The organism is Sphingobium sp., assembly GCA_035196065.1.
Classification (GTDB): Bacteria; Pseudomonadota; Alphaproteobacteria; order Sphingomonadales; family Sphingomonadaceae; genus Sphingorhabdus_B; species Sphingorhabdus_B rara.
Genome location: CP136575.1, coordinates 1,566,142 through 1,590,633 on the forward strand (window position 1 = coordinate 1,566,142; position 24,492 = coordinate 1,590,633).

The 24,492-nt window shown below is 58.0% G+C and carries 20 protein-coding genes; 12 read left to right on the forward strand and 8 right to left on the reverse strand.

The features are described 5' to 3' along the window. Nucleotides 1-3 precede the first annotated feature (3 nt). The 6 genes from RSE16_07525 to RSE16_07550 all read left to right on the forward strand — a co-directional run bounded on the left by RSE16_07525 (nt 4) and on the right by RSE16_07550 (nt 9,199). A complete protein-coding gene (locus RSE16_07525; protein WRH74586.1) occupies nt 4-3,006 on the forward strand; it encodes a TonB-dependent receptor in 3,003 nt (1,000 codons plus the stop codon). A gap of 60 nt (nt 3,007-3,066) precedes the next feature. After that, nucleotides 3,067-3,960, forward strand: a complete 894-nt coding sequence (locus RSE16_07530; GenBank protein WRH74587.1) for a LysR family transcriptional regulator — start codon at nt 3,067-3,069, stop codon at nt 3,958-3,960. 84 nt (nt 3,961-4,044) lie between these two features. Then, on the forward strand, nt 4,045-5,334 hold the full coding sequence (locus RSE16_07535; protein ID WRH74588.1) for an FAD-dependent oxidoreductase: 1,290 nt from the start codon (nt 4,045-4,047) through the stop codon (nt 5,332-5,334). Continuing rightward, a complete protein-coding gene (ggt, locus tag RSE16_07540; GenBank protein WRH74589.1) occupies nt 5,334-7,064 on the forward strand; it encodes a gamma-glutamyltransferase in 1,731 nt (576 codons plus the stop codon). The genes RSE16_07535 and ggt overlap by 1 nt, the downstream gene beginning before the upstream one ends. A 22-nt stretch (nt 7,065-7,086) precedes the next feature. Then, a complete protein-coding gene (locus RSE16_07545; GenBank protein ID WRH74590.1) occupies nt 7,087-7,512 on the forward strand; it encodes a RidA family protein in 426 nt (141 codons plus the stop codon). A gap of 76 nt (nt 7,513-7,588) precedes the next feature. Continuing rightward, complete coding sequence (locus tag RSE16_07550; protein ID WRH74591.1) at nt 7,589-9,199, forward strand: amidohydrolase family protein; 1,611 nt, start codon at nt 7,589-7,591, stop codon at nt 9,197-9,199. A gap of 64 nt (nt 9,200-9,263) precedes the next feature. Here the strand turns inward: RSE16_07550 and RSE16_07555 are convergent, their stop codons facing one another. The 3 genes from RSE16_07555 to RSE16_07565 form a co-directional block, all read right to left on the reverse strand. Further along, nucleotides 9,264-10,499 (reverse strand): MFS transporter, encoded by a 1,236-nt coding sequence (locus RSE16_07555; GenBank protein WRH74592.1) that lies wholly within the window; start codon nt 10,497-10,499, stop codon nt 9,264-9,266. A 2-nt stretch (nt 10,500-10,501) separates the two neighbouring features. After that, nucleotides 10,502-11,845 carry a glycerate kinase gene (locus RSE16_07560; GenBank protein WRH74593.1) on the reverse strand — a complete coding sequence of 448 codons (1,344 nt, stop codon included), beginning with the start codon at nt 11,843-11,845 and terminating at the stop codon, nt 10,502-10,504. Between the two features lie 91 nt (nt 11,846-11,936). Further along, entirely contained in the window at nt 11,937-12,839 is a 903-nt protein-coding gene (locus RSE16_07565; GenBank protein ID WRH74594.1) for a LysR substrate-binding domain-containing protein, read from the reverse strand. Nucleotides 12,840-12,987: 148 nt separating this feature from the next. Here RSE16_07565 and RSE16_07570 point away from each other — a divergent pair, with 148 nt between their 5' ends. Genes RSE16_07570 through RSE16_07585 form a run of 4 tightly spaced genes read left to right on the forward strand, consistent with a single transcriptional unit; the run spans nt 12,988 to nt 17,660 of the window. Continuing rightward, nucleotides 12,988-14,895: a TonB-dependent receptor gene (locus tag RSE16_07570; protein WRH74595.1), complete on the forward strand. Its 1,908-nt coding sequence runs from the start codon at nt 12,988-12,990 to the stop codon at nt 14,893-14,895. Continuing rightward, nucleotides 14,861-15,556, forward strand: a complete 696-nt coding sequence (locus tag RSE16_07575) for a TonB-dependent receptor (protein WRH74596.1) — start codon at nt 14,861-14,863, stop codon at nt 15,554-15,556. The genes RSE16_07570 and RSE16_07575 overlap by 35 nt, the downstream gene beginning before the upstream one ends. Nucleotides 15,557-15,609: 53 nt before the next feature. Beyond that, nucleotides 15,610-16,887, forward strand: a complete 1,278-nt coding sequence (locus tag RSE16_07580; GenBank protein WRH74597.1) for a trehalase family glycosidase — start codon at nt 15,610-15,612, stop codon at nt 16,885-16,887. Nucleotides 16,888-16,904: 17 nt separating this feature from the next. Continuing rightward, a complete protein-coding gene (locus RSE16_07585) occupies nt 16,905-17,660 on the forward strand; it encodes a phytanoyl-CoA dioxygenase family protein (protein ID WRH74598.1) in 756 nt (251 codons plus the stop codon). 77 nt (nt 17,661-17,737) lie between these two features. On the opposite strand, the gene RSE16_07590 is transcribed toward RSE16_07585, so the two are convergent. Beyond that, a complete protein-coding gene (locus tag RSE16_07590) occupies nt 17,738-18,907 on the reverse strand; it encodes an acyl-CoA dehydrogenase family protein (protein WRH74599.1) in 1,170 nt (389 codons plus the stop codon). 185 nt (nt 18,908-19,092) lie between these two features. Here RSE16_07590 and RSE16_07595 point away from each other — a divergent pair, with 185 nt between their 5' ends. Continuing rightward, a complete protein-coding gene (locus tag RSE16_07595; protein ID WRH74600.1) occupies nt 19,093-20,187 on the forward strand; it encodes a CoA transferase in 1,095 nt (364 codons plus the stop codon). Here RSE16_07595 and RSE16_07600 read toward each other — a convergent pair. After that, on the reverse strand, nt 20,184-21,266 hold the full coding sequence (locus RSE16_07600) for an alkene reductase (protein ID WRH74601.1): 1,083 nt from the start codon (nt 21,264-21,266) through the stop codon (nt 20,184-20,186). The genes RSE16_07595 and RSE16_07600 overlap by 4 nt on opposite strands. A gap of 78 nt (nt 21,267-21,344) precedes the next feature. Here RSE16_07600 and RSE16_07605 point away from each other — a divergent pair, with 78 nt between their 5' ends. Further along, nucleotides 21,345-22,097: an SDR family oxidoreductase gene (locus RSE16_07605; protein WRH74602.1), complete on the forward strand. Its 753-nt coding sequence runs from the start codon at nt 21,345-21,347 to the stop codon at nt 22,095-22,097. On the opposite strand, the gene RSE16_07610 is transcribed toward RSE16_07605, so the two are convergent. Genes RSE16_07610 through RSE16_07620 form a run of 3 tightly spaced genes read right to left on the reverse strand, consistent with a single transcriptional unit; the run spans nt 22,094 to nt 24,485 of the window. After that, entirely contained in the window at nt 22,094-23,647 is a 1,554-nt protein-coding gene (locus RSE16_07610; GenBank protein WRH74603.1) for an AMP-binding protein, read from the reverse strand. The two genes, RSE16_07605 and RSE16_07610, sit on opposite strands and share 4 nt — an antisense overlap. Next, the gene (locus tag RSE16_07615; GenBank protein ID WRH74604.1) at nt 23,647-24,021 is read right to left on the reverse strand and encodes a nuclear transport factor 2 family protein; all 375 of its coding nucleotides are present in this window, start codon (nt 24,019-24,021) and stop codon (nt 23,647-23,649) included. The genes RSE16_07610 and RSE16_07615 overlap by 1 nt, the downstream gene beginning before the upstream one ends. A 2-nt stretch (nt 24,022-24,023) precedes the next feature. Further along, entirely contained in the window at nt 24,024-24,485 is a 462-nt protein-coding gene (locus tag RSE16_07620; GenBank protein WRH74605.1) for a MaoC family dehydratase, read from the reverse strand. Nucleotides 24,486-24,492: the final 7 nt, after the last annotated feature.

Consider the following 24,492-nt stretch of genomic DNA (forward strand, 5'->3'; position numbering starts at 1 on the left):
GTAATGTCAGAAACGATGAAATATGTGCGTAATGGCCTGTTGGTCGGCGCATCGACGTTGGTCTTTTTATCTCAAGTCTCGGTCGCGCAGGATACCGCAGCCGAAACTCCACCGCCCGCAAATGCTGAGCAGAAACAGCCCGAAATCGTTGTGGTTGGCAGCCGCATTGAAAATGCGAAGATTGCCGAAGCATTGCCGGTTACCGTCGTGGGTGAGGACCGTATCGCTGCAACGGGCAGCGTATCCGGCGACGATCTTTTCCGTTCCTTGCCGCAGGCAGGTGACGTCCAGTTTCAGGAATCGCGCACAACGGGCAACCTGAACGATGCGCGCGGTGACAATGCATCGATCAACCTGCGCAGTGTCGGTACGGGCAACACGCTTGTTTTGGTCAACGGACGGCGCATGATTTTGACGCCGGGAACGCAAACGGAGAATTTCGTTCCGGTCCAGACGGCAAATACCAATGCCATCCCGGTTGGCGCGACGCGGCGCATTGAAGTGCTTCGCGACGGCGCAGCCGCTATCTACGGCGCCGATGCCGTTGCGGGTGTTGTCAATGTCGTGCTCGACGACCGTTATGAAGGCTTCAGGGTCAATGGCCGTTATGGCTTTGCAGATGGAACCAGCGAGGCAACCGTTGCTGCAAAGGCAGGGATAGAAACCAAGTCCGGCGGACGGTTCATGCTGTTCGGCAGCTATACGCGCCGAACGCCCCTGTTTGCCAGCGAGCGCGATTTTTCCGCCAGCGAAAACCATCTTGCTGATGTTGCCGGTACGCCCTGGGAGGCAGACACTGGCTTTGACAACCGTTCAACCTCTTCACCTTGGGGCAGCTTCACGACCGTACCGGTGACGACGGTACGCCAAGGCACTGCGACGCTGACAGCATCGGGTGTTTTTAACATTCAGCCCACTGCGAACACGGCGGCGGGATGTTCAAGCACCGTTATCAACGGCAATCTGTGCCTTCGTTCCGGTACGATCACCGGGGCCACCTCGCGCGTGCTGCGCTATGACGAAAATCCGGATCGCACCCTGCGTGGCGGGCTGGACCGTGTGAACGTCTATGCCAGCGCAAAGCAGGAATTTGGCGCAGTCGAAATGTTTGGCGAGCTTGGCTATTATCATGCCCGCTTGCGGGGCCAGCGTGAGCAGTCCGCGCCCATTTCCAGCGCGGTGATTACGGTACCGGCGACGTCTTATTGGAACCCGCTGGGTCCGACGCTGTTTGGGACAACGCCCAATCCAAACAGGCTTGCCGGTTTGACTGGCGTGCCGACTGGCGGCCTCCCTCTGAGAATAACCACGTATCGCCCGGTGGATACCGGACCGCGGAAGTTTGAGGTGACGGATGATATGTTCCGCGCACTGCTCGGCCTCAGAGGAGAATTTGGTGACTTCAAATGGGAATCGGCGGCGACCTATGCCTGGGCACGCACCGACGATTTCACCAAGAATGCGATCAGCAACACCAAGTTCCAAGAGGCACTCGCCCTTACCACTCCTGACGCCTACAACCCCTTCAACGGTGGCAACCAGACCAATTTCTCGCTCGGAGATGGTACGCCGAGCAATGCCAATACGATAAACTCGTTCCTCGTCGGGGTTCACCGCATCAGCAAAACATCGCTGACCACCTGGGATTTCAAGGTTACAAATTCGAACCTGTTTGAACTTCCCGGCGGTTCTGTCGGCTTCGCAAGCGGTGTCGAAGTGCGTTATGACAGCTACAGCGACAACCGTGATGCGCGTCTGGATGGGACGATCACCTACCGGGATTCGGTGACCGGTATCGTCTATGGCACCGACGTTATGGGCGCCAGCCCGGCACCCGACGTGAAGGCAGATCGTACGGTTGCAGCAGCCTATGTCGAATTTGCGGTCCCCGTGATTTCCGAGGATATGAACATTCCTCTGATCAGCTCTCTCGATCTGCAGCTGGCGGCGCGCGATGAATATTATTCGGACTTTGGCAATGTGCTGAAGCCGAAGGTTGCCGGCTTTTTGAAGGTTGTGGATGGCCTGCGGTTCCGTTCTTCATGGTCGCAAAGCTTCCGCGCCCCCAATCTTGCGCAATATTACAGCGCTGGCACCCAGGTCGCGAATACCCGCACCGACTGGGCGCAATGCCGTATCAATGTCACGACTTGCAGCGGCATCAGCACACTGGAAGTTCGCTCGGGTAACCAGCAGCTGAAACCGGAAGACGCAGAGACGATTTCATGGGGTGCGGTGTTCCAACCGCTCCGCAATCTGACGCTTACGGTCGACCGTTGGTCGCTTAAGTCAACGGGCGTGATCGGTCTGCAAGGCGCGCAGAACCAGATATTGTTTGACTATCTTGAGCGTCTTGGCGGCCGCAGCAATCCGAACGTAGTGCGCCTTGCACCGGTAGGAACGCAGCGGGTTGGCGATATCTCCTTCGTGCAGGATGACTATTTCAACCTTGGCCCGCGCAAACTTCGCGGGATCGACATCGCCCTCAACTATGATTCCGGGAAAACGGATTTGGGGCGGTTCAGCTTCGATCTGGGCGCATCCAAACTTTTGAAATGGCAGCAGACCCCGTCTGACCTGCAGGCGCAGTTGATTGCTGCCAATGCTGCAGGGACTCTGGGCACGGGTATCAATATTACCCAGGCCGGGGATCAGGTTAAGCAAAACGGCAATCCGGAATGGCGCTTCAGCGGGAGCGTTACCTGGAAGTCGGGTCCTGTCACTGCTGGCGCGCAGTTGGACTATATCGGGTCGATATTCGACACCGGAACGACGGTTGTGAACGGAAGCTTCTACGAGGCACCTGCCTTCACGACGATGAACGCTTACATCCAGTTCCAGGGCAGAGAGCAAGACAAGCTGTTGCAAGGAATGCGCTTCCGGGTCGGTGCGCGCAATCTGTTCGACCGGGATCCTCCGCTGACTTCGTCTAACTTCGGCTTCAACGGGGCGATTGCCAACCCAACCGGCCGGTTCGTCTACTTCGAAGCATCCAGAGATTTCTGATCTTCTGTTGACACGAAACATGCTGGTCGCATGGCGCAGGATTTGTAAAGGATCCTCGCCGTGCGACTAAGGCAGATAGAAATCTTTCACGCAGTATATGCGAATGGCTCGATAAGCGCAGCTGCCCGGGCCCTTAATGTTTCGCAGCCTGCGGTCAGCAAGGTTTTGCGGCACACTGAATCCTACCTCGGCATCCGGCTGTTCGATGTGGTTCGCGGCAGGCTTGCCCCGACTGACGAAGCGCATGCTTTGTATCGCGAAGTTGATGAAGTTTTCCGGCGCGTGTCTTCGCTAAAGCAGGCTGCTGCCAATTTACGACGTTCGGGCGCTGGGCATTTGCGGATTGGCGTCGTCCCGTCACTCGGTCTTGAACTATTGCCACAAGCAATCACGGAATTCCGGTCCGCAAATCCAGATGTGACGTTCGACATCAAGACGATCCGGCACAGCGATATATTAAGATCGCTCTACGAACGTGAATGCGACATCGCCTTTGGTTATGATCCGCCGCCGCATCCGCGTTTGAACCAACGCAAGCTGTCAAAGGGTAAAGTCGTAGCGATCGCGCCGACGGGGGTGTTTGATCCGGCGAAGGAAGCCGTCGGCTGGCACGAAATCAGCAATTTGGATTTGATCGGTGTTTCGACCAGTGGCCCCATCGGCGATGTTGTGGCCGCCGCACAAACCACTGCCCAAGCCGATTTGAAAGAAATCGGGTCGGTCGACACTTATTATATCGCCGCTGCCTTGGTTAAGCATGGATCAGGCGTGGCGGTGGTCGATGAATTCACCGCCATGGCCATGAAGACCGGCGGCTTGGACGTGTTCCCCATTACCCCTGCCGTGACATTCACTGTTCAGGCTGCTTGGTTGGAGGATCGTCCGCTTTCCAAGCTTGCAGAGCGGTTGATACAGGTCATGAAAAGCATTCTCGACCGGCAGTCGAACCTGTAAAACATAACTCACGGTTATACGTTCAGCCCCAGATTATTGGGTCATCATACTTGCCTAGGCGTGCACGTTGCCTAGCATGAGAACATGTTAAATGTTCCGCAATCAGCCAATATCAATGACCTACCTTTGGGACGCGGCCCAATCATTGGGAGCGAACGAAAACGCACCGCAATCATTATTGGTGCCGGGGTGGTCGGGATGGCGACTGCCTATGCCCTGGCCCAACGGGATATTCGGGTGACGGTTATCGAGGGGAAGGAATCCCCCGGACTGGGAGCCTCTTTCGCCAATGGAGCGCAGCTCAGTTATGCCTATACCGATGCACTCGCCAGCCCGGCCTTTTTGAAACAAGCGGCAAAGATTGTTGTCGGGCTTGATCCGGCCATACTGGTCCGGCCGACGATCGATCCCGGCCATCTGATTTGGTTTTTGAACTTCCTGCGCAACACGACATCGACCAAATATTTGGAAAAGACATTGGCCGGCCTGTGCCTTGGATTTGAGTCTCGTATTGAAATGGAGCGGTTGGTTGCCGCGCATGGATTGGAATTTGGCCGCAAGGCTACGGGTAAGCTGCACATTCACAGCAATGAAAACAGCTTTGCGTCGGCGCGAAAGCTTGTCGAGGCTAAACGCTCATTGGGCGCAATTCAGCATATATTGAGCCGCGCGGACTCCATCAATCTGGAGCCAGCACTTGCAGATTATCGGGGCGATCTGGTCGGCAGTATTCATTCGCCGGATGACGAGGTGGGCGACCCGCACAAATTTTGCCGCGAAATGCAAAGGCTGCTTGAAGAGAAATATCAGGCTGTAATGTGTTTTAGCACCCCGGTGCGCACGCTTGAAGATGATGGTCGTTCGGCCTGGATCGAGACTGAAGCAGGCGAGAAAATGACTGCCGACGAAATTGTGCTGTGCGCCGGCATAGGGGCCGGAAGGTTAGGACGAAAATTCGGTCTCTACGGCGCCGTTATGCCGATGAAGGGCTATTCATTCACGGCAGCTCGCGGCGAGGTATCTTTGCAGCTCAGCGTAACGGATGTTGCGAAAAAGGTTGTTCTGTGTCCGCTCGAAGGAAAAATCAGAGTGGCTGGTCTTGCGGAAATTGCAGCCAATAATAACGAAGTCGATGATCCAAAAATCAGTAAGTTAATCGGCACTGCGGAGAATATTCTTCCATCGGCAGCGAATTATGATGACATTGAATCGGTGTGGGCCGGGGTGCGACCAATGTCTTCGGATTCTCTTCCGATCATAAAACGGATATCAGGCCGCATTTCAGCGAATGTCGGGCATGGCATGCTCGGTTGGACCTATGCCATGGGATCAGCGGAACGGGTTGCGAAAATCGTTACAGGAGAGAGAGTTTGATGTTTGGGATCTGGAAACCGGTACGTAAATTTGCGCTGGTCGTCGGGCTCGCGGCGACTTTGGCATTGCCGGCGACGGCCCAGAAGAAGCAGCTTCTTGAATATCCGAGCATTCATTCCCCCGTTGTTGGTGAACGCGGGATGGTGGTTTCGCAAAGCGCCTTGGCGAGCAAGGTCGGTGCCGACATATTGAAGCAGGGCGGTAACGCTGTTGACTCGGCCGTTGCCATCGGTTTTGCGCTTGCGGTCACCTTACCCCGTGCCGGCAATATTGGCGGGGATGGCTTCATGCTTGTCCATGACGGCCGGACAGGCGAGCAGATGTTTTTCGATTTCCGTTCCGTCGCGCCCGGAGCAGCGACCACTGCCATGTATCTCGACAAGGATGGACGCGAAGCGGACATAGCAAGCAGGGGCTATATCGCCCCAGCCGTGCCTGGAACTGTCGCAGGGCTGTTTGCTGCGCACAAGCGCTTGGGCAAGCTGCCATGGTCCAAAGTTCTGGCCCCTGCCATCAAACTTGCGCGCGACGGCATAGCGCTGACCCCGGACGAAGCCTTTGTGTTCAGCTGGGGACAAGAGCGATTGTCGACGAGCGCAGCGGCACGGCAAGCCTATTACAAGGCAGACGGTTCGCTCTATCGCGCCGGTGAAATCTTGAAGCAGCCGGATCTTGCATGGACCCTAAAACAAATCGCTGAACGCGGTGCAGATGGTTTCTACAAAGGGCCGGTCGCAGAACGCATTGCTGCGGATATGAAAGCGAATGGCGGGCTGATCACATTGGATGATCTGGCAAATTATCGTGCCGTAGAACGGCAACCGTTGCGCGGCACCTATCGCGGTCTCGAAATTGTGACGGCACCGCCGGCAAGCGCGGGGGGCGCCACGCTTATCAACATGCTCAACATACTCGAAAATTTCGATCTGGCGGCCAATGGTGCCGGTTCCGCCAAATCGTTGCACTTGATGGCAGAAAGCATGAAGCTGGGTTATGCGGACCGGTACCGGTTCATTGGCGATACCGATTTTGCGTCTGTGCCACTAAAGGGATTCACGTCCAAAGATTATGCGCGGCAGAGAGCCCGGCTAATCGATCCTGACAAAGCGGGTTCGTCTGATGTGATGGGCGTGGGCGATCCATGGCAGTTCGAAAGTCCATCGACCACGCATTATTCGGTTGCCGATGCAAATGGCAATGTCGTGTCGACCACTTATACGCTGGGCGCCGATTTCGGTTCCGGAGTGATGATTGCAGGCACCGGTATTCTACTCAACAACCAGATGAACAATTTCAGCCATGTGGCAACGGCAAAGGCGCTCTCCGAAGGCAAGCCCGTGCCGCCCAATGCCTTGCTGCCGGGCAAGCGCATGGTGTCGACCATGATGCCCACCTTCGTCATGAAGGACGGGAAACCTTGGTTGGTCACGGGAACGCCGGGCGGGAGCACGATCATCAACACCGTCATGCAGATCATCGTCAATATCGTCGATTTCAAGCTCAACGTTGAAGAGGCCACGCATCAGCCCCGGATCTTCCAAGATGCGGGAAGCAAGCTGCGGGTGGAACCCAACTTCAACCCCGATACGGTGCGTTGGCTGCAATCCATGGGGCATATCATTACGTCTGATGAGACCATGGGGAGCGCACAATCAATCATGATCGATGGCAAGCTTTATCTTGGCGCAGCCGACCCACGGCGCCCGGGCGCTCTGGCGGTAGCGCCCTGAGCAGCTCTCTTATTAAACTCGAATGGCCGCCACACGGGGTAAAGGCCCGCCCCTTGGTTGCGCCCGAAAACATATCGCTGATTGGAGAATGAATATTATGGCTGACAGTCTGCCGCTTTCGCGGGTAACCCAAGCGGGTCAAATGATCTTTACCTCAGGCCAGCTTGGCCGAGGTGCTGACGGGCAAATCGTCGCAGGGGGATTTGCCAATCAAGCACGGCAAGCGCTGGAAAATCTTCGTGCTGCAGTGGAGTCTACCGGGTGCAATCTGGCCGACGTGGTCAAAACAACTGTATGGCTAACCGACCGGGCCTATAATGCCGAATTCAATATGGTGTATCGGGAATTTTTTGCGCACCCTTTCCCCGCCCGATCAGTGGTCATTTCGGATCTTGCAGCCCCCGAGGCCTTGATTGAAATCGAAGCCATCGCTTGGCAGGAAAAATGATAATCGCCGCCCCGGCTGATGGGCGGACGCAGAAATCAGGTTGGTGAAGAGGGGATTGATTGTGGCAAGAAAGCGAATGCGTTTCTGGATCGGCTCCGCAGCTTTGGCCTTTTCCTCACTAGCCATGGCCGGCGCACCATCCGCCTCTTCTGCACCCGCATATGATACCGTGCTGAAAGGCGGCACGATATACACCGGCGACGCTCCGCCTTTTGTTGGCGATGTCGCCATCAGCGGCGACAAAATCGTCTATGTGGGGCGCAAAGCGCCGGGCCGTGCTGGCAAGACCATCAATGCCCATAATCTGGTTGTGGCGCCGGGCTTCATTGATCCGCATACCCATGCCGGTGACGCCCTTTTGTCTGAAAATCCTGTCGCACGCCTTCTTCTCCCCTTTCTGACCCAGGGCGTGACCACGGTGTTCATAGGGGGCGATGGACTGGGCAGCCCTAACATCGCCAAGACATTGGGCACGATTGAGGGAGCAGCGGCCGGCGAAACCAGATCGGGCTATGGGGTCAATTTCGCAACCTATGTTGGCTTTGGGGCGGTTCGTTCTGCCGTGATCGGCCAATCGGATCGGGCACCGACTTCGGATGAACTCGGGCAGATGCAGACGATTGTAGCGAACGCAATGTGCGAGGGTGCGATGGGTCTGTCTTCCGGGCTATTCTACGCGCCGCAAAGTTTTGCCAAGCGTGACGAGGTTACCGCATTAGCCCGCATAGCCGGTTCGGCTGGCGGGGTTTACGACACCCATCTGCGCGATGAATCGAGCTATTCAATCGGTCTGCTTGCCTCAATCGATGAGGCATTGGCGATCGGCCGTGATGCAAGCCTTCCGCTACATATCGCCCATATAAAGGCGTTGGGCGTCGACGTTCAGGGGATGGCCCCCCAAGTCATAAGCAAGATCGAAGCCGCGCAGGCTTCCGGGCAGATAGTGAGCGCCGATCAATATCCATGGTCGGCATCGGGAACCGGCCTGTCTGCAGCCTTGATACCTCGTTGGGCGCAAGATGGCGGCCGCGCAGCCATGCTTGATCGCTTTGCCAATCCCGAAACACGATCGCGGATGCGGCCCGAGATTGAGGATAATCTGCGCCGGAGGGGAGGGCCTGCCGCACTTCTCATCACTGCTGGCCCCAACTGGGCGATAGGCAAAACCTTGAAAGAGATCGCTGAAGCAAGGGCGACTGACCCGGTTGTTGCCACGATGGACCTGCTGTCGGTTGACGAGGTAAAAGTCGCGTCATTCAATCAGAGCGAAAGCGATATAGCGCAGTTTATGCAACGCCCTTGGGTTGTGACGAGCTCGGATGCCTCGTTGGGGCATCCCCGCTATTATGGCTCATTCGCGCGCAAATATGACACCTATGTTCGCGACCGGAAAGTGATCGATCTGCGGACATTCATTGCATCGAGCACGATCCGGCCTGCCCGCATTTTCGGGCTTAAGGACAGGGGAGAATTGCGCGCGGGTGCATATGCCGACATTGTCGCCTTTGATCCGCGCCGTTTCCGGCCGCGGGCCGATTACATGCATCCCACCGCGTTTTCGACCGGGGTAGTGGCCGTACTTGTGAACGGTAAAATCGCTATCGAAGATGGCGCCGCAACAGGCATGGGTTCAGGATTACCCTTGCCGGGCAAGGGACGCGGTACCAAGTGTAGCGCCCCCGAATAAGGCCTGCAGTGCATCGTCCTGCCGGTTTTCGAAAGCGAGCTGGCGCCGGCCCTTTAAGTTCCGATCAATGCGCCTCTTGTGCATTGGCCAGCACGGCTTCGCGCGTCTTTCCTCTATAGGCCAGCAGGATGATGACTGCGAGCAGATAGAGACCGGCCAGCGACGTCAAGCCAGCCACCATGCTAAAATGGTCCGATATCTGGGCTACGAAGATGGGCGTGATCCCGGCACCGAAAAAGCCGATCATGGTCATCGCGCCAACCGCAGTTGCACGTGCGTGGGCTGGCACGACGTCGTGCATCGCCGAATAGATGCAGCCGTCGAAAAGGCCCTTGCCGAAACTGGTTGCGATCAAGACAAGGCTTACGCCGGTTGCAGTGGTGACGCCGATCAGTGGCACAAGCATTACAGCAGCAATGGCAAGGCCGATGGCTAGCGTATAGAAACGGCCAATGGGGCTGCGTTTTGCCAGCATGTCGGCAAGATAGCCGCCCAACGGCACGGTGAGAAACCCGGCGATGTTGATCGTTGCCGATCCGACCAATGCCGATCCGGCAAGATCCAGTTTCAGGGCGTCATGGACATAGGTAGGCGCCCAGACCATCAAACCCGTTGATGCGCCAGTGCCCAGGAAAAAGACGATGCAAAGCATGATTGCGGGTTTGATCCGCCAGATGACGCCGAGCGGTTCTTCCTTCACTTCATGTTGCACAACAGCCGGCGGATCGCGCAGCAGGAACCACAATATCCCGGCATGGACGATGCCGATGCCCGCGAAGATCAAGAAGGGCGTGTGCCAACTGAACGTATCGGCCAGATAGCCGGCAAAGAAGGCGCCAAGGCCGGCTCCTGCGAAAACGCCGGTCTGGTGCAGCGAAAGCGCACGGCTGCGCCATTTGGGCTGATGCCAATCGCTGATCAATGCTGTGGCGCTGGGATAATAAGTGGATTCGCCCAATGCAACGAGAGCGCGGAAACCGAGGAGCATGGCAAAGCCAGTGGAAAGCGCGGTCAGGCCTGTCGCCATGCTCCAAAAAATCAGGCCATAGATGATGATCCGGCTGCGCCGGACGCTGTCACCCATGCGACCCGTCAAAAATGCCGCGATGGCGTAGATCCAGAAAAACACCGAATTGATCAGCGCCAGTTCGGTGGTCGTCAGGTTGAATTCGTCGCGCACCGACGGCATCACAGCGATCAGGATCGAACGGTCTGCGGCATTCAGGAATGCGACCAGCCAGAGGAGGCCGATAAGGATCCACGGATAGTCCGAATGTCGGAAAGAGCGTTCGCCTTGCATAGTCAATCCTTCCCCTCGGGCCTTTCATTTTCGATCAGTATCACCCGGAAATCATTCACATTGGTCAGTGTCGGGCCGGTGATGACGAGATCGCCCAGCGCCTCGAAAAACAGATAGGCATTGTTCGATGTCAGATGCTCGGCCGGGTCAATGCCCGCACTGCGGGCCCTTTCCAGCGTATCGGGTGTGATGATCGCCCCTGCGGCATTTTCAGTTCCGTCAATGCCGTCGGTATCGCAGGCCAAAGCAAATATCCCCGGCGCACCGTTCAGCGCGATGGCAAGACCCAGCAGATATTCCATGTTGCGGCCACCGCGCCCTGCCTTGTTCTGGACAGTCACAGTCGTCTCTCCGCCGGAGATGATAGCGCGCGCGTGGCCGTCCTGTGCAAGGCGCCGGGCCAGCGCTGCATGGCTTGCCCCCAAATGGCGGGATTCCGCCTGAAGTTGGTCGCCCAGATCGGTCACGCGATAGCCATGGCTTTCAGCCGCCGTCCGCGCTGCGGCCAGCGCATCGCGCGCCCGTGCGATCACCACTGTGTCGGAGCCGGCCAGGCCCAGACTGTCCGCCGCAGGCGTTTCGTTGGCCGGATCGTTCAGCGCCCGCATCACCGGTTCCGGGCAGGTGATTCCATATTTGGCAACAATATCGCGCGCCATTTCCAGACTGGTATCGTCGGCAACGGTCGGCCCGGACGAGACAAAGGAAGGGTCGTCACCGGGAATGTCGGATATGATCCATGTCGTAACCTTGGCAGCGCCAGCTGCAACCGCCAGTCGCCCGCCCTTGATCGTCGACAGATGCTTGCGAACGCAGTTAATCTCTTCGATTGTCGCGCCAGATTGCAGCAAGGCGCGTGTTACCTGCTGTTTATCAGTCAGGGATACGCCATCGGCAGGCGCAGCCAGCAGCGCCGATCCTCCGCCCGAAAGCAGGAACAATAAATGATCGCCAGCCTCCAATTGCGTGGCGATGGCCAGCGCCTTTTGTGCGGCGAGCACACTATTGTCGTCAGGATAGGGGTGGCCGGCTTCGATGGTTTCAACCCCGGGCCAGGCGGCTAGCCCTGTAGGCAGATGGCCATGGCGGGTGACCAAAAGGCCGGGCAGGGGATTGGCTGCGCGCGATTGCGCCACGCCCATCATGTCGGCCGCTGCCTTGCCCACGGCGATCACGGCGGTGCGTCCGTGCTGCGATGTTGGAATATTGCGCGGCATCGATCTTGCCGCCGATACGGCATCGACGGCTGCGTCAAACAGGGCGCGCAATCGGTCGCGTGTCGATGCGCCCCGTGTTGCTAGGCCGACTAAAGGCTCAGAAAAGCTGATGGTTTCCTCCCGCGTCATTCAAAGGAATAACGGCCAAGAAACTGACGCCTGCCGCCACCAGCGGCTAGCATCGATTTGCGGAACATAGTGTTCCAAAATCTGCAACAGATTAAATTTCCCACGACAGGGTGGGACGCAGATTTTCCGCCAGATAGTCGATCAGCGACCTGACGCGCAGCGGAACGCCTTTGGGATCGGGGAATAACGCAAAGAATGTCATGTTCGCGGCCTGCCATCCGGGCAAGACTTCGACGAGCCGCCCCTCGGCCAGATCATGCTTGCACAAAAAGGCTGGCAGGCTTGCAATGCCCAGTTCGGACAATACGGCATCGCGCAGCAGGATAAGGTCGTTGCAGATCAGTCGCGGCGAAAATTCGACTGAAACCTGTTCATTGCCGCGATGCAGTGCCCAGCGGTGCCGGCGATCAACAATGCCGGAGGCCAACAGGTCGAAACGCGGAAGCTCGACATGGTTTTGCGGCGAACCCTTGCGTTCGAAATAGCCCGGCGATCCGAATATGCCGCAACCGGTGGTGCCCAGTTTCACCGCGACCAGTTCGGAATCCGAAAACGGGCCGACTGCCAGTGCGACGTCAAAGCCTTCACGCAGCAACCCCACGGCATCATCGGTCAGCGCACTGACAAGCCGCACATCAGGATATTGTTCCAGAAACCCTGCAAGCAAAGGCCCGATAAGGCTTTGCCCCAGAACATAGGGGATGGCCACGCGTACCACGCCTTGCGGCACATTTTTGCGGTTCAGCAGCGCCCGTTCGCCATCCCGCAAGACGCCTAGCGAACGCATGCAATATTCAAAAAACATTGCGCCATCTTGCGTGATTGTGACCGCGCGGGTGGAACGGTGGAGCAATTGGACGCCCAGATGTTCTTCCAGTCTGGATATCCGGCGACTGATCGTCGATTTAGGTAAGCCGAGCAGCTTGCCAGCCTTGGTCAGGCTTTCGGTTTCTACGACTTTTGAAAAAACCTGCAAATCGCCCAAGTCCAACATGGCCGCCTCCCTCGTCGCGGCCGATATTCCATTGTTGCGAAACTGGCAACATATTGTTGCGCGATTAAAGGCTATCGAAATTACCGCTTCGGCCACAATTTTCGCGCAACAGCGCGCATTTGTCGCGTGATCGATCAGGGAGAGGTTTATGTTGAAGATCCGAAACCGAATGGGAATGTCAAGCCGCGTCGCGTTGCTCTGCACCGGGGCTGCGATTGCATTGGCAATGCCTGTTGCAGCCGTTCAGGCCCAAGACGCCGGCAATGAAGACGCCGCTGAAGAAGCTGCCAATCCGGAAATCATCGTGACGGCAACGTCGCGCGGGCGCATCGCGCTCGATACCCCGCTTGCCGTCAGCCAGGTGAGCGAAGAATCGCTCTCGCGCCTTGGCGTTAGCAGCCAGGCCGACGTGCTCAACTCGATCCCGACGATCAAGGCTGACGCTGGCGGCGGTGAAGTTGCATCGAATGTGTTCGTGCGCGGCCTTCCATCTGGCGGGCAGTTCCAGTTCACCCCGCTGACCTATGACGGCATCACAGTCCTGTCGACTTTTGGCCTCAACTCGTCGGCCTATGATGTTTATTACCGCAACGATCTGGGCATCAGCCGGATGGAATTCGTCCGTGGCGGCGTTTCCAACCTGTTCGGTGCCGGTTCGGTCGCCGGCATGATCAACTATATCAGCAAGACTGGTGGCGATACGCTCGAAGGCACTGTCCAACTCGAGGTTGCTGAAAAGGAACGTTACAAGGGCGACTTCGCTTTGAGCGGTCCACTTTCCGAAAACATGTATTTCGCGCTCTCCGGCTGGTACCGCACTGACAAGGGTCCGCTCAAGACGGGGCTCGATACCGAAGGGTTCCAGCTGCGCGGCAATTTGAAATATGAATTCCCCGATGACAGCGGGTCGGTGACGCTGTTTGGTCAATATATTGACGACCAGGCGGTCTTCTACCTGCCGATCCCGCTCGACGGCACGACCCGTAACCGCACCGCCGGCAATGACGGCCGCAAGGTGTTTTCGGTGCAGAATCCCAATGTCGCCGGCTTGGGCTTCAACACCCCTGATGGTCCATTTGTTACCGACATCACCGATGGCGTTTCTTCCAAGGGCAGCCAGATCGCCATCGCATTCGACAAGGATTTTGGCGACAGCGGTTGGGGCATTAACGGCCGCATCAAATATAGCGACTATAACCACAAATTTGGCCTCTGGTCGGATGGCGACGGCGTGGTCAATGTGCCCGAAACGCTGGCTGCATTCGTTAGCAACAGTGCCCGTCGCGGCCAGATTGCAGAGCTGAACGGCATCGGCGCGGCCAATGCGAACTTCACCTATGTTGGCGGCGGTGCGGTGGCATCCAATGCGATTTTGTTCGCAAACCGCTTTACCGATCGTGACCGGCCGATGCAGGATTTCACCGCCGAGGCGAACCTGACCAAGGACGCCACCACCGGCAATGTTGAGCACAGCTTCACGCTGGGCGGCTTTTACGCCAATGCCACTGCAGACGATATCAACGTCACGACGACCTATCTGGGCGAGTTCAACAATGAAGCGCGTCTGGTCAACCTGACCGTTACCAATCCGACCTCGGGCGCCAGCACGATCATTTCGCGGAATGGCTTGCTCAATGCGGGCGGTGGCTATGTGAATAACCGTCATAAGGCGGAACGTTATGCGGCCTATTTTGCCGATCAGATGCAGATTGGCGAACGCTTCAATTTCGACATCGGCGGCCGCATTGAACATTTCAAGGGTGACATCAGCCGTGAACGTACGTCAACGACTGTCACCGATGCCACCACGACGCAACTGTCAGCTGCGCTGCGTGATGTGATCTGGGGCAATGACGGCTATCTGACCGGCAAGGTTTCGACCACCGAATGGGCGCTGGCCGCTGGTGCGCTGTATAAGCTTACCGACCGGGTTAGCCTCTATGCCAATGCCAGCCGCGGATATTTCTTCCCTGAAATCCGCTCGGTCGGCTTCCGCACGCTGCCCGCTGGCACCGCTGCCAATGCCAGCCTGTCACCGAGGAACCGCCAGCTATGAAGGCGAAGTGATCAAGCAGGCGCAAGGCGGCATCAAGATCAGCCAGCCGACCTTCAGCTTCGAAGCTGCGGCCTTCTACACCAACCTCAAAAATCGTCGTCAGGTGTTGTTCGTCAACGCGCCGGGCGGTGGTTTCCAGGAACTGGTCAATCTCGTCGCGACCGAATCCTATGGTGTTGAGGCGGTTCTCGATATCGAACTGGTGAACAATCTGCGCTTCAACGGCAATTTGACGCTGCAAAAGGCGAAATACACTGAGTTTCAGGCCAATGTCGGCGGCGTTCCTACATCGAACCCCGCAATCATCGGCAATGATCTCGAACGTCAGCCGGAAATGTTGTATAATGCAGGTCTCTATTATGATGATGGCGCACTCGATGTGTCCCTCTTCACCAACTACACTGCAGACAACTACACCGCTTCGAACAACGCCATCCGGTTGGACGGCTGGAATGTCGTGAATTTCGATGCCGGCTATACGTTCAAGCTTGGTAATAATGATGCTCGGCTCGGTCTCAACGTCTTCAACCTGTTGAACAGCGACGCCGTTACCGAAGGCTCGCCGCGCCAGGATAACAACCAGACGGTTGCGGGTGCCTATTTTGTAGGTCGTCCGGTGCTGCCCCGCCGCATCATGGGTCGCCTGACCTATAACTTCTGATATCCCTTTGCCGGGCGCGCTTGTTGCGTGCCCGGCTGTTTTTCGGATACCAAATGACCAATATGATTTCGAATGAAGCTGCACGTGACATTTTGCGGTCGAATGACCGTGGCGGTTACACAGTCCCCAATGGCCGGGTTTATCCCTTTCAGTGGAACTGGGACTCTGCCTTTGTCGCGATCGGTTTCGACACGTTCGACCATGACCGTGCCTGGCAGGAGGTTGAAACCCTTTTTAGCGCGCAATGGGAAGACGGCTTCGTCCCGCACATCATCTTCTGGCAGGAAGATGAAGGATATTTCCCCGGCCCCACTGTCTGGGACACAAAGCGTAATCCGATAACATCAGGGATCACGCAGCCGCCTGTCGCAGCCAGCATGATCTACATCCTCTGGGAAAATGCGAAAGCCCGTGGCGAGGGCGATACATTTAAGCCGCGCATGGTGGCGCTGTTTGACCAGCTGCTGGCTTGGCACCGTTGGTTCCGCGATCATCGCGATCCGGACAAACGGGGGGTCGTCGTTGCGATGCACCCTTGGGAAACGGGGCGCGATAATTCCCCCGAATGGGATGCGCCGGGTGAACCGATCGATATTTCCAATGTCGGTGAATATGTGCGCCGTGATACCGGGCATCTGGATGCAAAGATGCGCCCGACAAAGCTGGAATATGATCGTTATCTAGCGCTGGTCCAATATGGGCATGCGCAAGGCTGGGATCATGCGAAGATCGCTGCAGGCAATCCGTTCAAGGTTGCCGATGTCGGCATGTCGATGATGCTACTGCGCGCCAATCGTGACCTTTTGCTGCTGGCACAGGATCTGGGTCGGAACGCCGAGGCTGAGGAAATCGCGGCGATGGTCGCCACGGCAGAGGCAGGCATTGACTGGCTGTGGGATGAGCAGAAGCATGCCTGGTGCTCGCGCGATCTGATTAGCGGAAAATCCTCTGGCTACATCACCAGTGCATCGTTTCTCAGCTTTTATGCCGGCCTTTCCGACCCTGCGAAGGATGCGGCGATGCTGACGCATTTTGCCCGGATCGGCAGCAAGGTTGAATATCTGATGCCCAGCCTTGATCCGGATGATTCTGGTTTCCAGATGATCCGTTACTGGCGCGGCCCGGTTTGGGCGGTGGTCAATTTCATGATCGGCAAGGGCCTTGCCGAAATGGGGTATGACGCCGAAGCTGAACGGATGCGGCGCGATACATTGGCGCTGATCGAACGGAATGGCTTCTACGAAGCCTTCAGTCCGATTGATGGCACTGGCAGTGGCGGGGACGATTTCAGCTGGACAGCGGCCATCTGGCTGGCGCTTAACGAAGCGTGACGGGTGAGGGGGCTGCCGTGCATCTGACCCCCGAGCAAAAGGCCTTTTACGACGAGAATGGCTATGTGCTGGTTCCGGGGCTGTTCACCCCGGAGGAGGCCGCAGCCTATCGAGCGGAAGTCCACGCCATTGACGCTCGCCAAGGCGAGACCAATGCGACATGGGCAAGTGTGAAGGGCGACACCGCGATCGCGCACAGCCATGATGTACATTTCAAGAGTGGCGCATTTACACGGTTGCTGACCGACGCCAGGCTAACCGGGATTGCGCAGGACATTATCGGCCCGAATGTCCAACTGCACCACACCAAGATGTTCATCAAGCCGCCGGAACGCGGATCGCCCTTTCCGATGCATCAGGACTATCCTTATTTCCCGCATCGCGATCATAGCATGATTGCGGTCATCCTGCATTTTGACGATGCGCCCGAGGAAAAGGGGTGTTTGTGCGCCTATCCGGGATCGCATAAATTGGGGCCGCTGCCTGCGGAAGGTGCCGACCATCATGTGTCGCAGACAGACTTTCCCTTCGAAGGCGCAACGACCATCCCTGCCAAGGCGGGCGATGCGATCTTCTTTAACTATCTGACCGTCCATGGATCGGGCATTAACCGGTCCGATGAGCCCCGCACCACCCTGTTGATCCAGTTGCGTGATCCCGCTGATCCGCCGCTCAACAACCGCCACGCATCGCGCGGGCAGGGGATGATGCTGGCCGGGATCGACCCGACGATCGGGGAATTCAAATTCGCTTGGGAAAATGGCGACGCCTGATCGTCCGCCAGCGGTTGTGATGCTGCGTATAATGCACCGCCGAACCGGATAGGTGGCCGTGCCTGCACAATAAGGCGTCAGGCGTTGCCGGCTTTCCAGTCGCGCTTGATCTTCTTGGCGAGGCTCCATTTATGGACTTCTGTGGGGCCGTCATAGATGCGGAAGGCGCGGATTTCGCGGAAGACTTGTTCAACGATCGTCTTGTCGGTCACTCCGGTGCCGCCCATCACCTGCACGCAACGGTCGGCGATGCGCATCAAAGCCTCGGATACTGCGACCTTGGCCATGGAGCTTTCCGCAGTGCCGAGATCGCCGCTGTCGAGCACGGCCGCACACCATTGGATCATCAGCTCGGCCTGTTTCAGGTCGATCAGATTTTCCGCGAGCATGAAGCCGACGCCCTCATGGTCGATCAACGTTTTACCGAATGCCATGCGGCGATTGGCATAATCGGTCGCAATTTCATGGGCCCGCTGGCAGGCGCCATGCCAGCGCATGCAATGTGAAAGCCGGGCAGGGGAAAGGCGGATCTGCGCATATTTGAAGCCTTCGCCCGCGTTGCCGAGCATCTGGTCGGCCGGAACGCGCAGATTATCGATCAGCACGGTGGCATGGCCGCCGGGCATCGAATTGTCGATTGTGTTCGGCACATGCTCAATACGGATGGCAGGATCGGGCAGGTCGACAAGGAACATGCACGCACCTTCGTCTGCCTTGGCCATGATGATGCCGACCTTTGCACCCTGCGCCCCGGTGATGAATGCCTTGCGGCCGTTGATGACCCAATGGTTGCCATCCATATGGCAATGGGTCTGCATCATTGATGGATCGGATCCCGCGCCGCCTTCGCTGGCCGGTTCGGTCATGAAAAAGGCAGATCGGGCCCGGCCTGCGACCAACGGCTCGAGAAATCGTTCCTTGATTTCTGGGCTACCCACCTTGCCAAGCAGATACATATTGCCCTCATCGGGCGCACCTGTGTTGCATGCCAGCGGCCCCAGCGGCGACAGCCCGGTCTTTTGCAGGACATAGGCCGTTTCCACTTGAGTCAGATGTCCGCCATCGGGCAGGATATGCGGGGTCAATACGCCTACCGCGCGGGCTTTCTCTTTCAGCTCCGCGACCAGATCATCGGTCGGCGCGCCATGATGGTCGCGGCGCGGATCGCTTTCATAAGGCGCAACAACTGTGCGGACGAATTCTTCCACCCGGGCGCCAATATCCAGTGCGCGTTGCGTCATGCTCATTCAAACATCGTCCTTATCTTGCGCCACAATGGCGGCGCCGCTTCTCCAAGCAATGCATCTGCCTGTGTCGAGGCGTTTTGCCAAGCTGCATTGGCGGATGCGGGTGGTGCGGTTATCGCTTTCTACATTGCCCCAAGGCTGGCTATAGGCCGCCGCAACGATTTTTTGCGCAAAGTGGGGCAATCATGGGAAAACTGACCGGCATCAAAGTTATCGACCTTTCGGTGTTTCTTCCCGGGCCGATGATGACGGTGATGATGGCAGATCAGGGCGCGGAGGTTATCAAGGTTGAGTCCATGGCGGGCGATCCGTCGCGTGAGCAGGCCCCGTTCGAGGCCGGCCAATCGGTCTGGTTCCGCAATCTTAATCGGGGCAAAAAGAGTGTTGTTCTTGATCTGAAAAGCGAAGCCGGCAAGGCCCGGCTGTGGCGGATGATCGAGGATGCAGATGTTTTTGTCGAAGGTTTCCGGCCCGGCGTGATGCAGCGACTGGGTTTCGATTATGCAGCGGTCGCCGCGCGTAATCCGCGCATCGTCTATTGCTCGATTTCCGGCTTTGGCCAATTTGGTGCGCTGGCCCACCATCCCGCGCATGACATGGCGACGCAGGCGCTGGCCGGTTTCCTCTCGGTCAATGACGCGCCCGATGGCACACCGGTTGTGCCAGGCGTCGCCGCCTCCGATATGGCTGCCGGGCTGACTGCGCTTTCCGCCACGCTGATGGCGCTGATCGGGCGCGAACGGACAGGGCGGGGCGACTATATCGATTGCGCGATGTTTGATAGCCTCTTGCCTTGGTGCGTTCATACTGCGGGCAGTGCAATTGCCGGTGGTCCGTCGCCTGTTTCGTCGCAGCAAAGGTCGCTTGGCGGGGCTGGCTTCTATCAGATTTATCGCACCAGTGATGCAAAGCATGTGGTGCTCGGCGGGCGGGAGATCAAATTTGCCGAAAATCTGCTCCATGCCCTCGACCGTCCCGACCTAGTCGAACATGCGAAGCGTGAGGCGGGCGAGCAGGTGGAATTAATCGCCTTTCTGCGTGCCACCTTTGCCCAAAAAACGCGCGATCAATGGGTCGCATGGTTCGCCGACAAGGATGTCGCCTTTGCGCCGATACTGGATTTTCGCGAAGCGCTCGATCAACCCCATATCGCCGAACGGGGGCTTTGGGTCGAACATGATGGGGCGCACCATATGGCGCCCGCCATCCGCTTTGCATCGGAACAATGGACACCGGCAAAGGCGCCGGACCTTAATGGAAATGGTGATGAACTGCCCTAGGCCCTAGGATAATCGGTATAGCCCTTTTCTTCCCCGGTATAGAGATGCGCATAGTCGGGCTTGGTCAGCGGCACGCCAGATCTTAGTCGCGCCGGAAGATCGGGGTTCGATATGAACGGGCGGCCAAAGGATACGGCATCAGCGCGCCCGGCATCGAGTATCGCGGCCGCGCTGTCCGCCTTAAGATTGTTGTTGGTGATGATCGGGCTGGACCAGTTGGCGCGCACCATGGCGAGGCTATCGAGATCGGCAAGCGCCATATCGACCAGATGGACATAGGCGAGGCCTGCCCCTGTGCGCGGATTTCCAATCCCTTCTGCGGCGCGCAACAAGGCTGCAAACACCGGTTCGGGATCGGATGGATCCATGCCGTTATAGGGATTGCCGGGCGATATGCGGAAGCCGACCCGGTCAGCCCCGATGCTGTCCGCCATGCGCCCCAACAGCAGTTCGGCAAAGGCCACCCGATTTTCGGGTGAGCCGCCAAAGGCATCGTCACGATGGTTGCTTGCGCTATTCAGGAACTGGTTCACCAGATAGCCACTGGCACAATGCAATTCCACGCCGTCAATGCCCGCGGCACGGGCATTTTTGGCGGCCTGTGCAAACTCCTCGGCAACACGGAAGATATCCTCCGGCGTCATAGCGCGCGGCGTACCACAGTCCGCAGGAATGCCATCGGGGCCTGGAACCTTGTCTGGGCAGGAAATGGCCGAAGGGGCGATGATATCGGCTGCATAGCCGCGATTGGCCTCAACGACGACGCGCCCGCAATGCATCAATTGCATCACAATCCGGCCGCCCTCGGCGTGTACGGCGTCTGCCACCTTTGCCCAGCCATCAACCTGCTGCTGCGACCATATGCCGGGTGTGCGCCAATAGCCTTTCCCCTCAGCGGAAGGCTGGACGCCTTCGGTGACGATTAGCCCGGCACTTGCCCGTTGACGGTAATATTCGACCATCAGATCGGTGGGTACATCGTCCGGCCCGGCCCTGTCCCGGGTCATCGGCGCCATGACGATGCGGCTGGACAGTTCGAATGCGCCGAAACGAACGGGGGTGAAAAGGCTTTCATGCATATGGGTTAAACGTCCTTGACCGCGATTTGCGTAACACACTATGTCGATTATTACGCAAATCAAGGAAGGAAACGCGCAATGAACTATGGATTCGATGGAAAAGTGGCGTTGGTTACCGGTGCCGGCAGTGGTATCGGCCGTTCGGCGGCACTAGGCTTTGCCGCATCGGGTGCGCGCGTGGTCGTTTCCGACGTGAATGAAGCCAGCGGAACTGAGACGGTTGACCTGATCGCGGCGGCTGGCGGCACTGCGGTTTTCCAGAAATGCGACGTATCCGACGGCGATGAGGTAAAGGCGCTGATCGCACGCGCGGTTTCCGAATTTGGCGGGCTTGATTTCGCCCACAACAATGCGGGCATCAATTCGATGATGGCCGACGAATATCAGGACGATGTCTGGGCCAAGAGCGTGGGCGTCAACCTGACCGGCGTGATGATGTGCATGCGTGAGGAAGCGGCCGTGATGCTGAAGGCAGGGAAGGGCGCGATCGTCAACACGGCTTCGATCAACGGGCTTGTCGGCAATGGCGCGCAACCGGGTTATGTTGCGACCAAACATGGCGTCGTCGGCCTGACCCGCCATGGCGCACTTCGCTGGGCGCAGGCGGGTATCCGTGTCAATGCTGTCTGCCCGGGGGTTGTCGAAACAGGGATGACGGCGCCGCTCGCCGCCAATCCCGATATGCGCAAGGTGCTGGATGGGATGACCCCAATGGGCCGCATGGGTCGGCCAGAGGAAATTGCCAGTGCGGTTCTCTGGCTATGCTCGGATCAGGCCAGCTTCGTGACCGGCCACGCGATGGTGGTCGATGGCGGTGCAACTGCGGTTTAGGCTGATGCCGCGCCGCGCAACTCTGTCTTGAGCACTTTGCCAGAGGCGTTGCGCGGCAGGTCTTCGACAAAGACGAAACTGCGCGGAACCTTGAAATTGGCCATATTGGCCCTGCTCCATTCGACCAGTTCCGCCTCGCTTGTGGACATGCCCGAACGCAGCACGACATAAGCGCGGCCAATTTCGCCCAGCCGTTCGTCGGCAATGCCGATCACGGCGACCATGGCAATGGCGGGATGTGCGGCGAGCAGTTTCTCGACCTCTGCCGGATAGACGTTGAAGCCGCCCGAAATATAGAGGTCCTTCTTGCGATCGGTAATGCGGACATAGCCTTGTGCATCCATTGTGCCGATGTCGCCGGTGTGGAGCCAGCCTTGCGGGTCAATGGCCTCGGCAGTCGCCGCCGGATCGTCAAGATAGCCGAGCATCACCCCTTGGCCGCGCACCAATATCTCGCCGGTTTCGCCGCGCGGCACTTCGCGCCCGGCATCGTCGGCGATGATCACATCGTTTCCGGGGATCGCCGCGCCGCAACTATGGGCGATCAGTTCGACCGGGTCGCCCGGCCTGCATCCAGTGATGTTGACGCATTCGGTCATGCCATAAGCAGTGATGATATCGCCGAGGCCTAGTTCACTGCGGATTTCCTCGATCAGCACAGGCGGAACGGTTGCGGCCCCGGTGGTGCCGCCGCGCAGCGATGAACTGTCGAACGGATGTTGGCGCTTGTGTGCAATCAGCATCTGGAAAATGGTCGGCGCACCGGGCAAGAAATTGATCTTTTCGCGCTCGATACACTGCGCCGCCTCTGCGACATCGAATTGCGGCATCGGCACCATCACGGCACCGGCCATCAGGCAGGCTACCCAGCCGACCTTCATGCCGAAACTGTGGAAGAAGGGATTGACGATGAGATAGCGTTCGCCCTCATGCAGGCCGGTGTTGCCGATCCACACCTTCACCTGCGGCAATACCCGGGCATAACTCATCATCACGCCCTTGGGGCTGCCGGTGGTGCCGCTGGTAAACAAAATGTCGGAAAGGTGATCGGCGGTGAGGCCAACGAGGACGGCATCAACATCATCTGCCTTTGCCGTCCCTTCCGCGATGAAAGCCGGCCAGTTATCGGCCCCTGCCGCGATGTCGGTCAGCAATAGGGTGCGTTCCAGATCGGGCAGATCTTCACCTGCCAGCAGGGCGGGGTAATCGGTGCCAAGAAAATCATCGACGGTGAACAGGATGCGTGCCTTGGTGCGGCGCAATATGTCGCCCGCCTCGCGGCCCTTATAGCGGGTGTTGAGCGGCACGACGGCGGCACCGGCACCCATTGCGCCAATGGCGGCGAGCACCCACAAGCGGCTGTTTGGGGCCCAGATTGCCACCCGATCGCCCTCGCCAATGCCTTGCGCGAGGCAGGCGGCAATTGCGGCACGTGCCTCCGACCAAAGCTCGGCAAAGGTCCACTGCCGGCCATTTTCGATCAGCGCGGGGGAATCGGGCCATTTGAGCGCCGCAGTTTCGGCAAGATGCGGGATGGTATCGGTACGCATCAACCTGCCTTCATATTCTCCGGCCCCCAATAGGCACGCATTTCGACGATCTTGCCTTCGTCATTCAGGCGGAAGGTATCGATCACCTCGATCACTGATTTCTGGCCCTGCCATTCGAGCCGGACGGCGAAAGGAAAGGCGACATAATCGGCTGCGCAACGCGGTTCGCCCAGCAGTTCCAGTTTCGCGCCGGTGGCCGTCGAACCTTGGTAGAATGCGCGAATTTCGTCATGGCCCTGCTTAATGGGAGTGCCTATCGGGTCTTCTACGGTCGCATCCGCGTCAAAAAGCGCGACGATCGCTTCCGCATCGCCAAGGGCAAAAGCATCGATATAGCCATGGACGGCGGCGAGTTTCTGTTCGGTGGTGGGCATGGTCAATTCTCCGGGAAATAGCGGCTGATGGTATCAACAACGCAGGCGGGCTTGTCGCTGCCTTCTATCTCGACCGTGACGCGCACGACCGACTGGATCGCGCCCTTCACTTCCTCAACGCCGACAATCTCTCCCACGCCGCGGATGCGGCTGCCGACCTTTACGGGACTAAGGAAACGCAGCCGGTCTGCGCCGACATTCACTGCATGGGCAAATCCGCGCACCTCGATCAGTTGCGGCAGGAAATAGTTCACAAGGCTCATCGTAAGATAGCCATGCGCGATCGTGCCGCCAAAGGGGCCATCCTTGGCCCGTTCGACATCGACATGGATCCATTGATGGTCGCCCGTCACCTCGGCAAAGCCGTTGACGCGGTCCTGATCGATGGTGAGCCAGTCGGTCGGACCAAGCTTCGTGCCTTCGGCACCGATCAGCGCGGCTGGTGTCTCAAAAATGCGGGTCATGCAGCCA

Excerpts from the sequence above, each read along its gene's own strand:
- RSE16_07620 (WRH74605.1), bottom strand. The coding sequence starts at position 24,485 with ATGACCCGCATTTTTGAGACACCAGCCGCGCTGATCGGTGCCGAAGGC.
- RSE16_07550 (WRH74591.1), top strand. The coding sequence starts at position 7,589 with ATGCGTTTCTGGATCGGCTCCGCAGCTTTGGCCTTTTCCTCACTAGCC.
- RSE16_07555 (WRH74592.1), bottom strand. The coding sequence starts at position 10,499 with ATGCAAGGCGAACGCTCTTTCCGACATTCGGACTATCCGTGGATCCTT.
- RSE16_07580 (WRH74597.1), top strand. The coding sequence starts at position 15,610 with ATGACCAATATGATTTCGAATGAAGCTGCACGTGACATTTTGCGGTCG.
- RSE16_07565 (WRH74594.1), bottom strand. The coding sequence starts at position 12,839 with ATGTTGGACTTGGGCGATTTGCAGGTTTTTTCAAAAGTCGTAGAAACC.
- RSE16_07615 (WRH74604.1), bottom strand. The coding sequence starts at position 24,021 with ATGCCCACCACCGAACAGAAACTCGCCGCCGTCCATGGCTATATCGAT.
- RSE16_07600 (WRH74601.1), bottom strand. The coding sequence starts at position 21,266 with ATGCATGAAAGCCTTTTCACCCCCGTTCGTTTCGGCGCATTCGAACTG.
- RSE16_07610 (WRH74603.1), bottom strand. The coding sequence starts at position 23,647 with ATGCGTACCGATACCATCCCGCATCTTGCCGAAACTGCGGCGCTCAAA.
- ggt (WRH74589.1), top strand. The coding sequence starts at position 5,334 with ATGTTTGGGATCTGGAAACCGGTACGTAAATTTGCGCTGGTCGTCGGG.
- RSE16_07545 (WRH74590.1), top strand. The coding sequence starts at position 7,087 with ATGGCCGCCACACGGGGTAAAGGCCCGCCCCTTGGTTGCGCCCGAAAA.
- RSE16_07570 (WRH74595.1), top strand. The coding sequence starts at position 12,988 with ATGTTGAAGATCCGAAACCGAATGGGAATGTCAAGCCGCGTCGCGTTG.
- RSE16_07595 (WRH74600.1), top strand. The coding sequence starts at position 19,093 with ATGGGAAAACTGACCGGCATCAAAGTTATCGACCTTTCGGTGTTTCTT.
- RSE16_07575 (WRH74596.1), top strand. The coding sequence starts at position 14,861 with ATGCCAGCCTGTCACCGAGGAACCGCCAGCTATGAAGGCGAAGTGATC.
- RSE16_07560 (WRH74593.1), bottom strand. The coding sequence starts at position 11,845 with ATGACGCGGGAGGAAACCATCAGCTTTTCTGAGCCTTTAGTCGGCCTA.
- RSE16_07605 (WRH74602.1), top strand. The coding sequence starts at position 21,345 with ATGAACTATGGATTCGATGGAAAAGTGGCGTTGGTTACCGGTGCCGGC.
- RSE16_07525 (WRH74586.1), top strand. The coding sequence starts at position 4 with ATGTCAGAAACGATGAAATATGTGCGTAATGGCCTGTTGGTCGGCGCA.
- RSE16_07535 (WRH74588.1), top strand. The coding sequence starts at position 4,045 with ATGTTAAATGTTCCGCAATCAGCCAATATCAATGACCTACCTTTGGGA.
- RSE16_07590 (WRH74599.1), bottom strand. The coding sequence starts at position 18,907 with ATGAGCATGACGCAACGCGCACTGGATATTGGCGCCCGGGTGGAAGAA.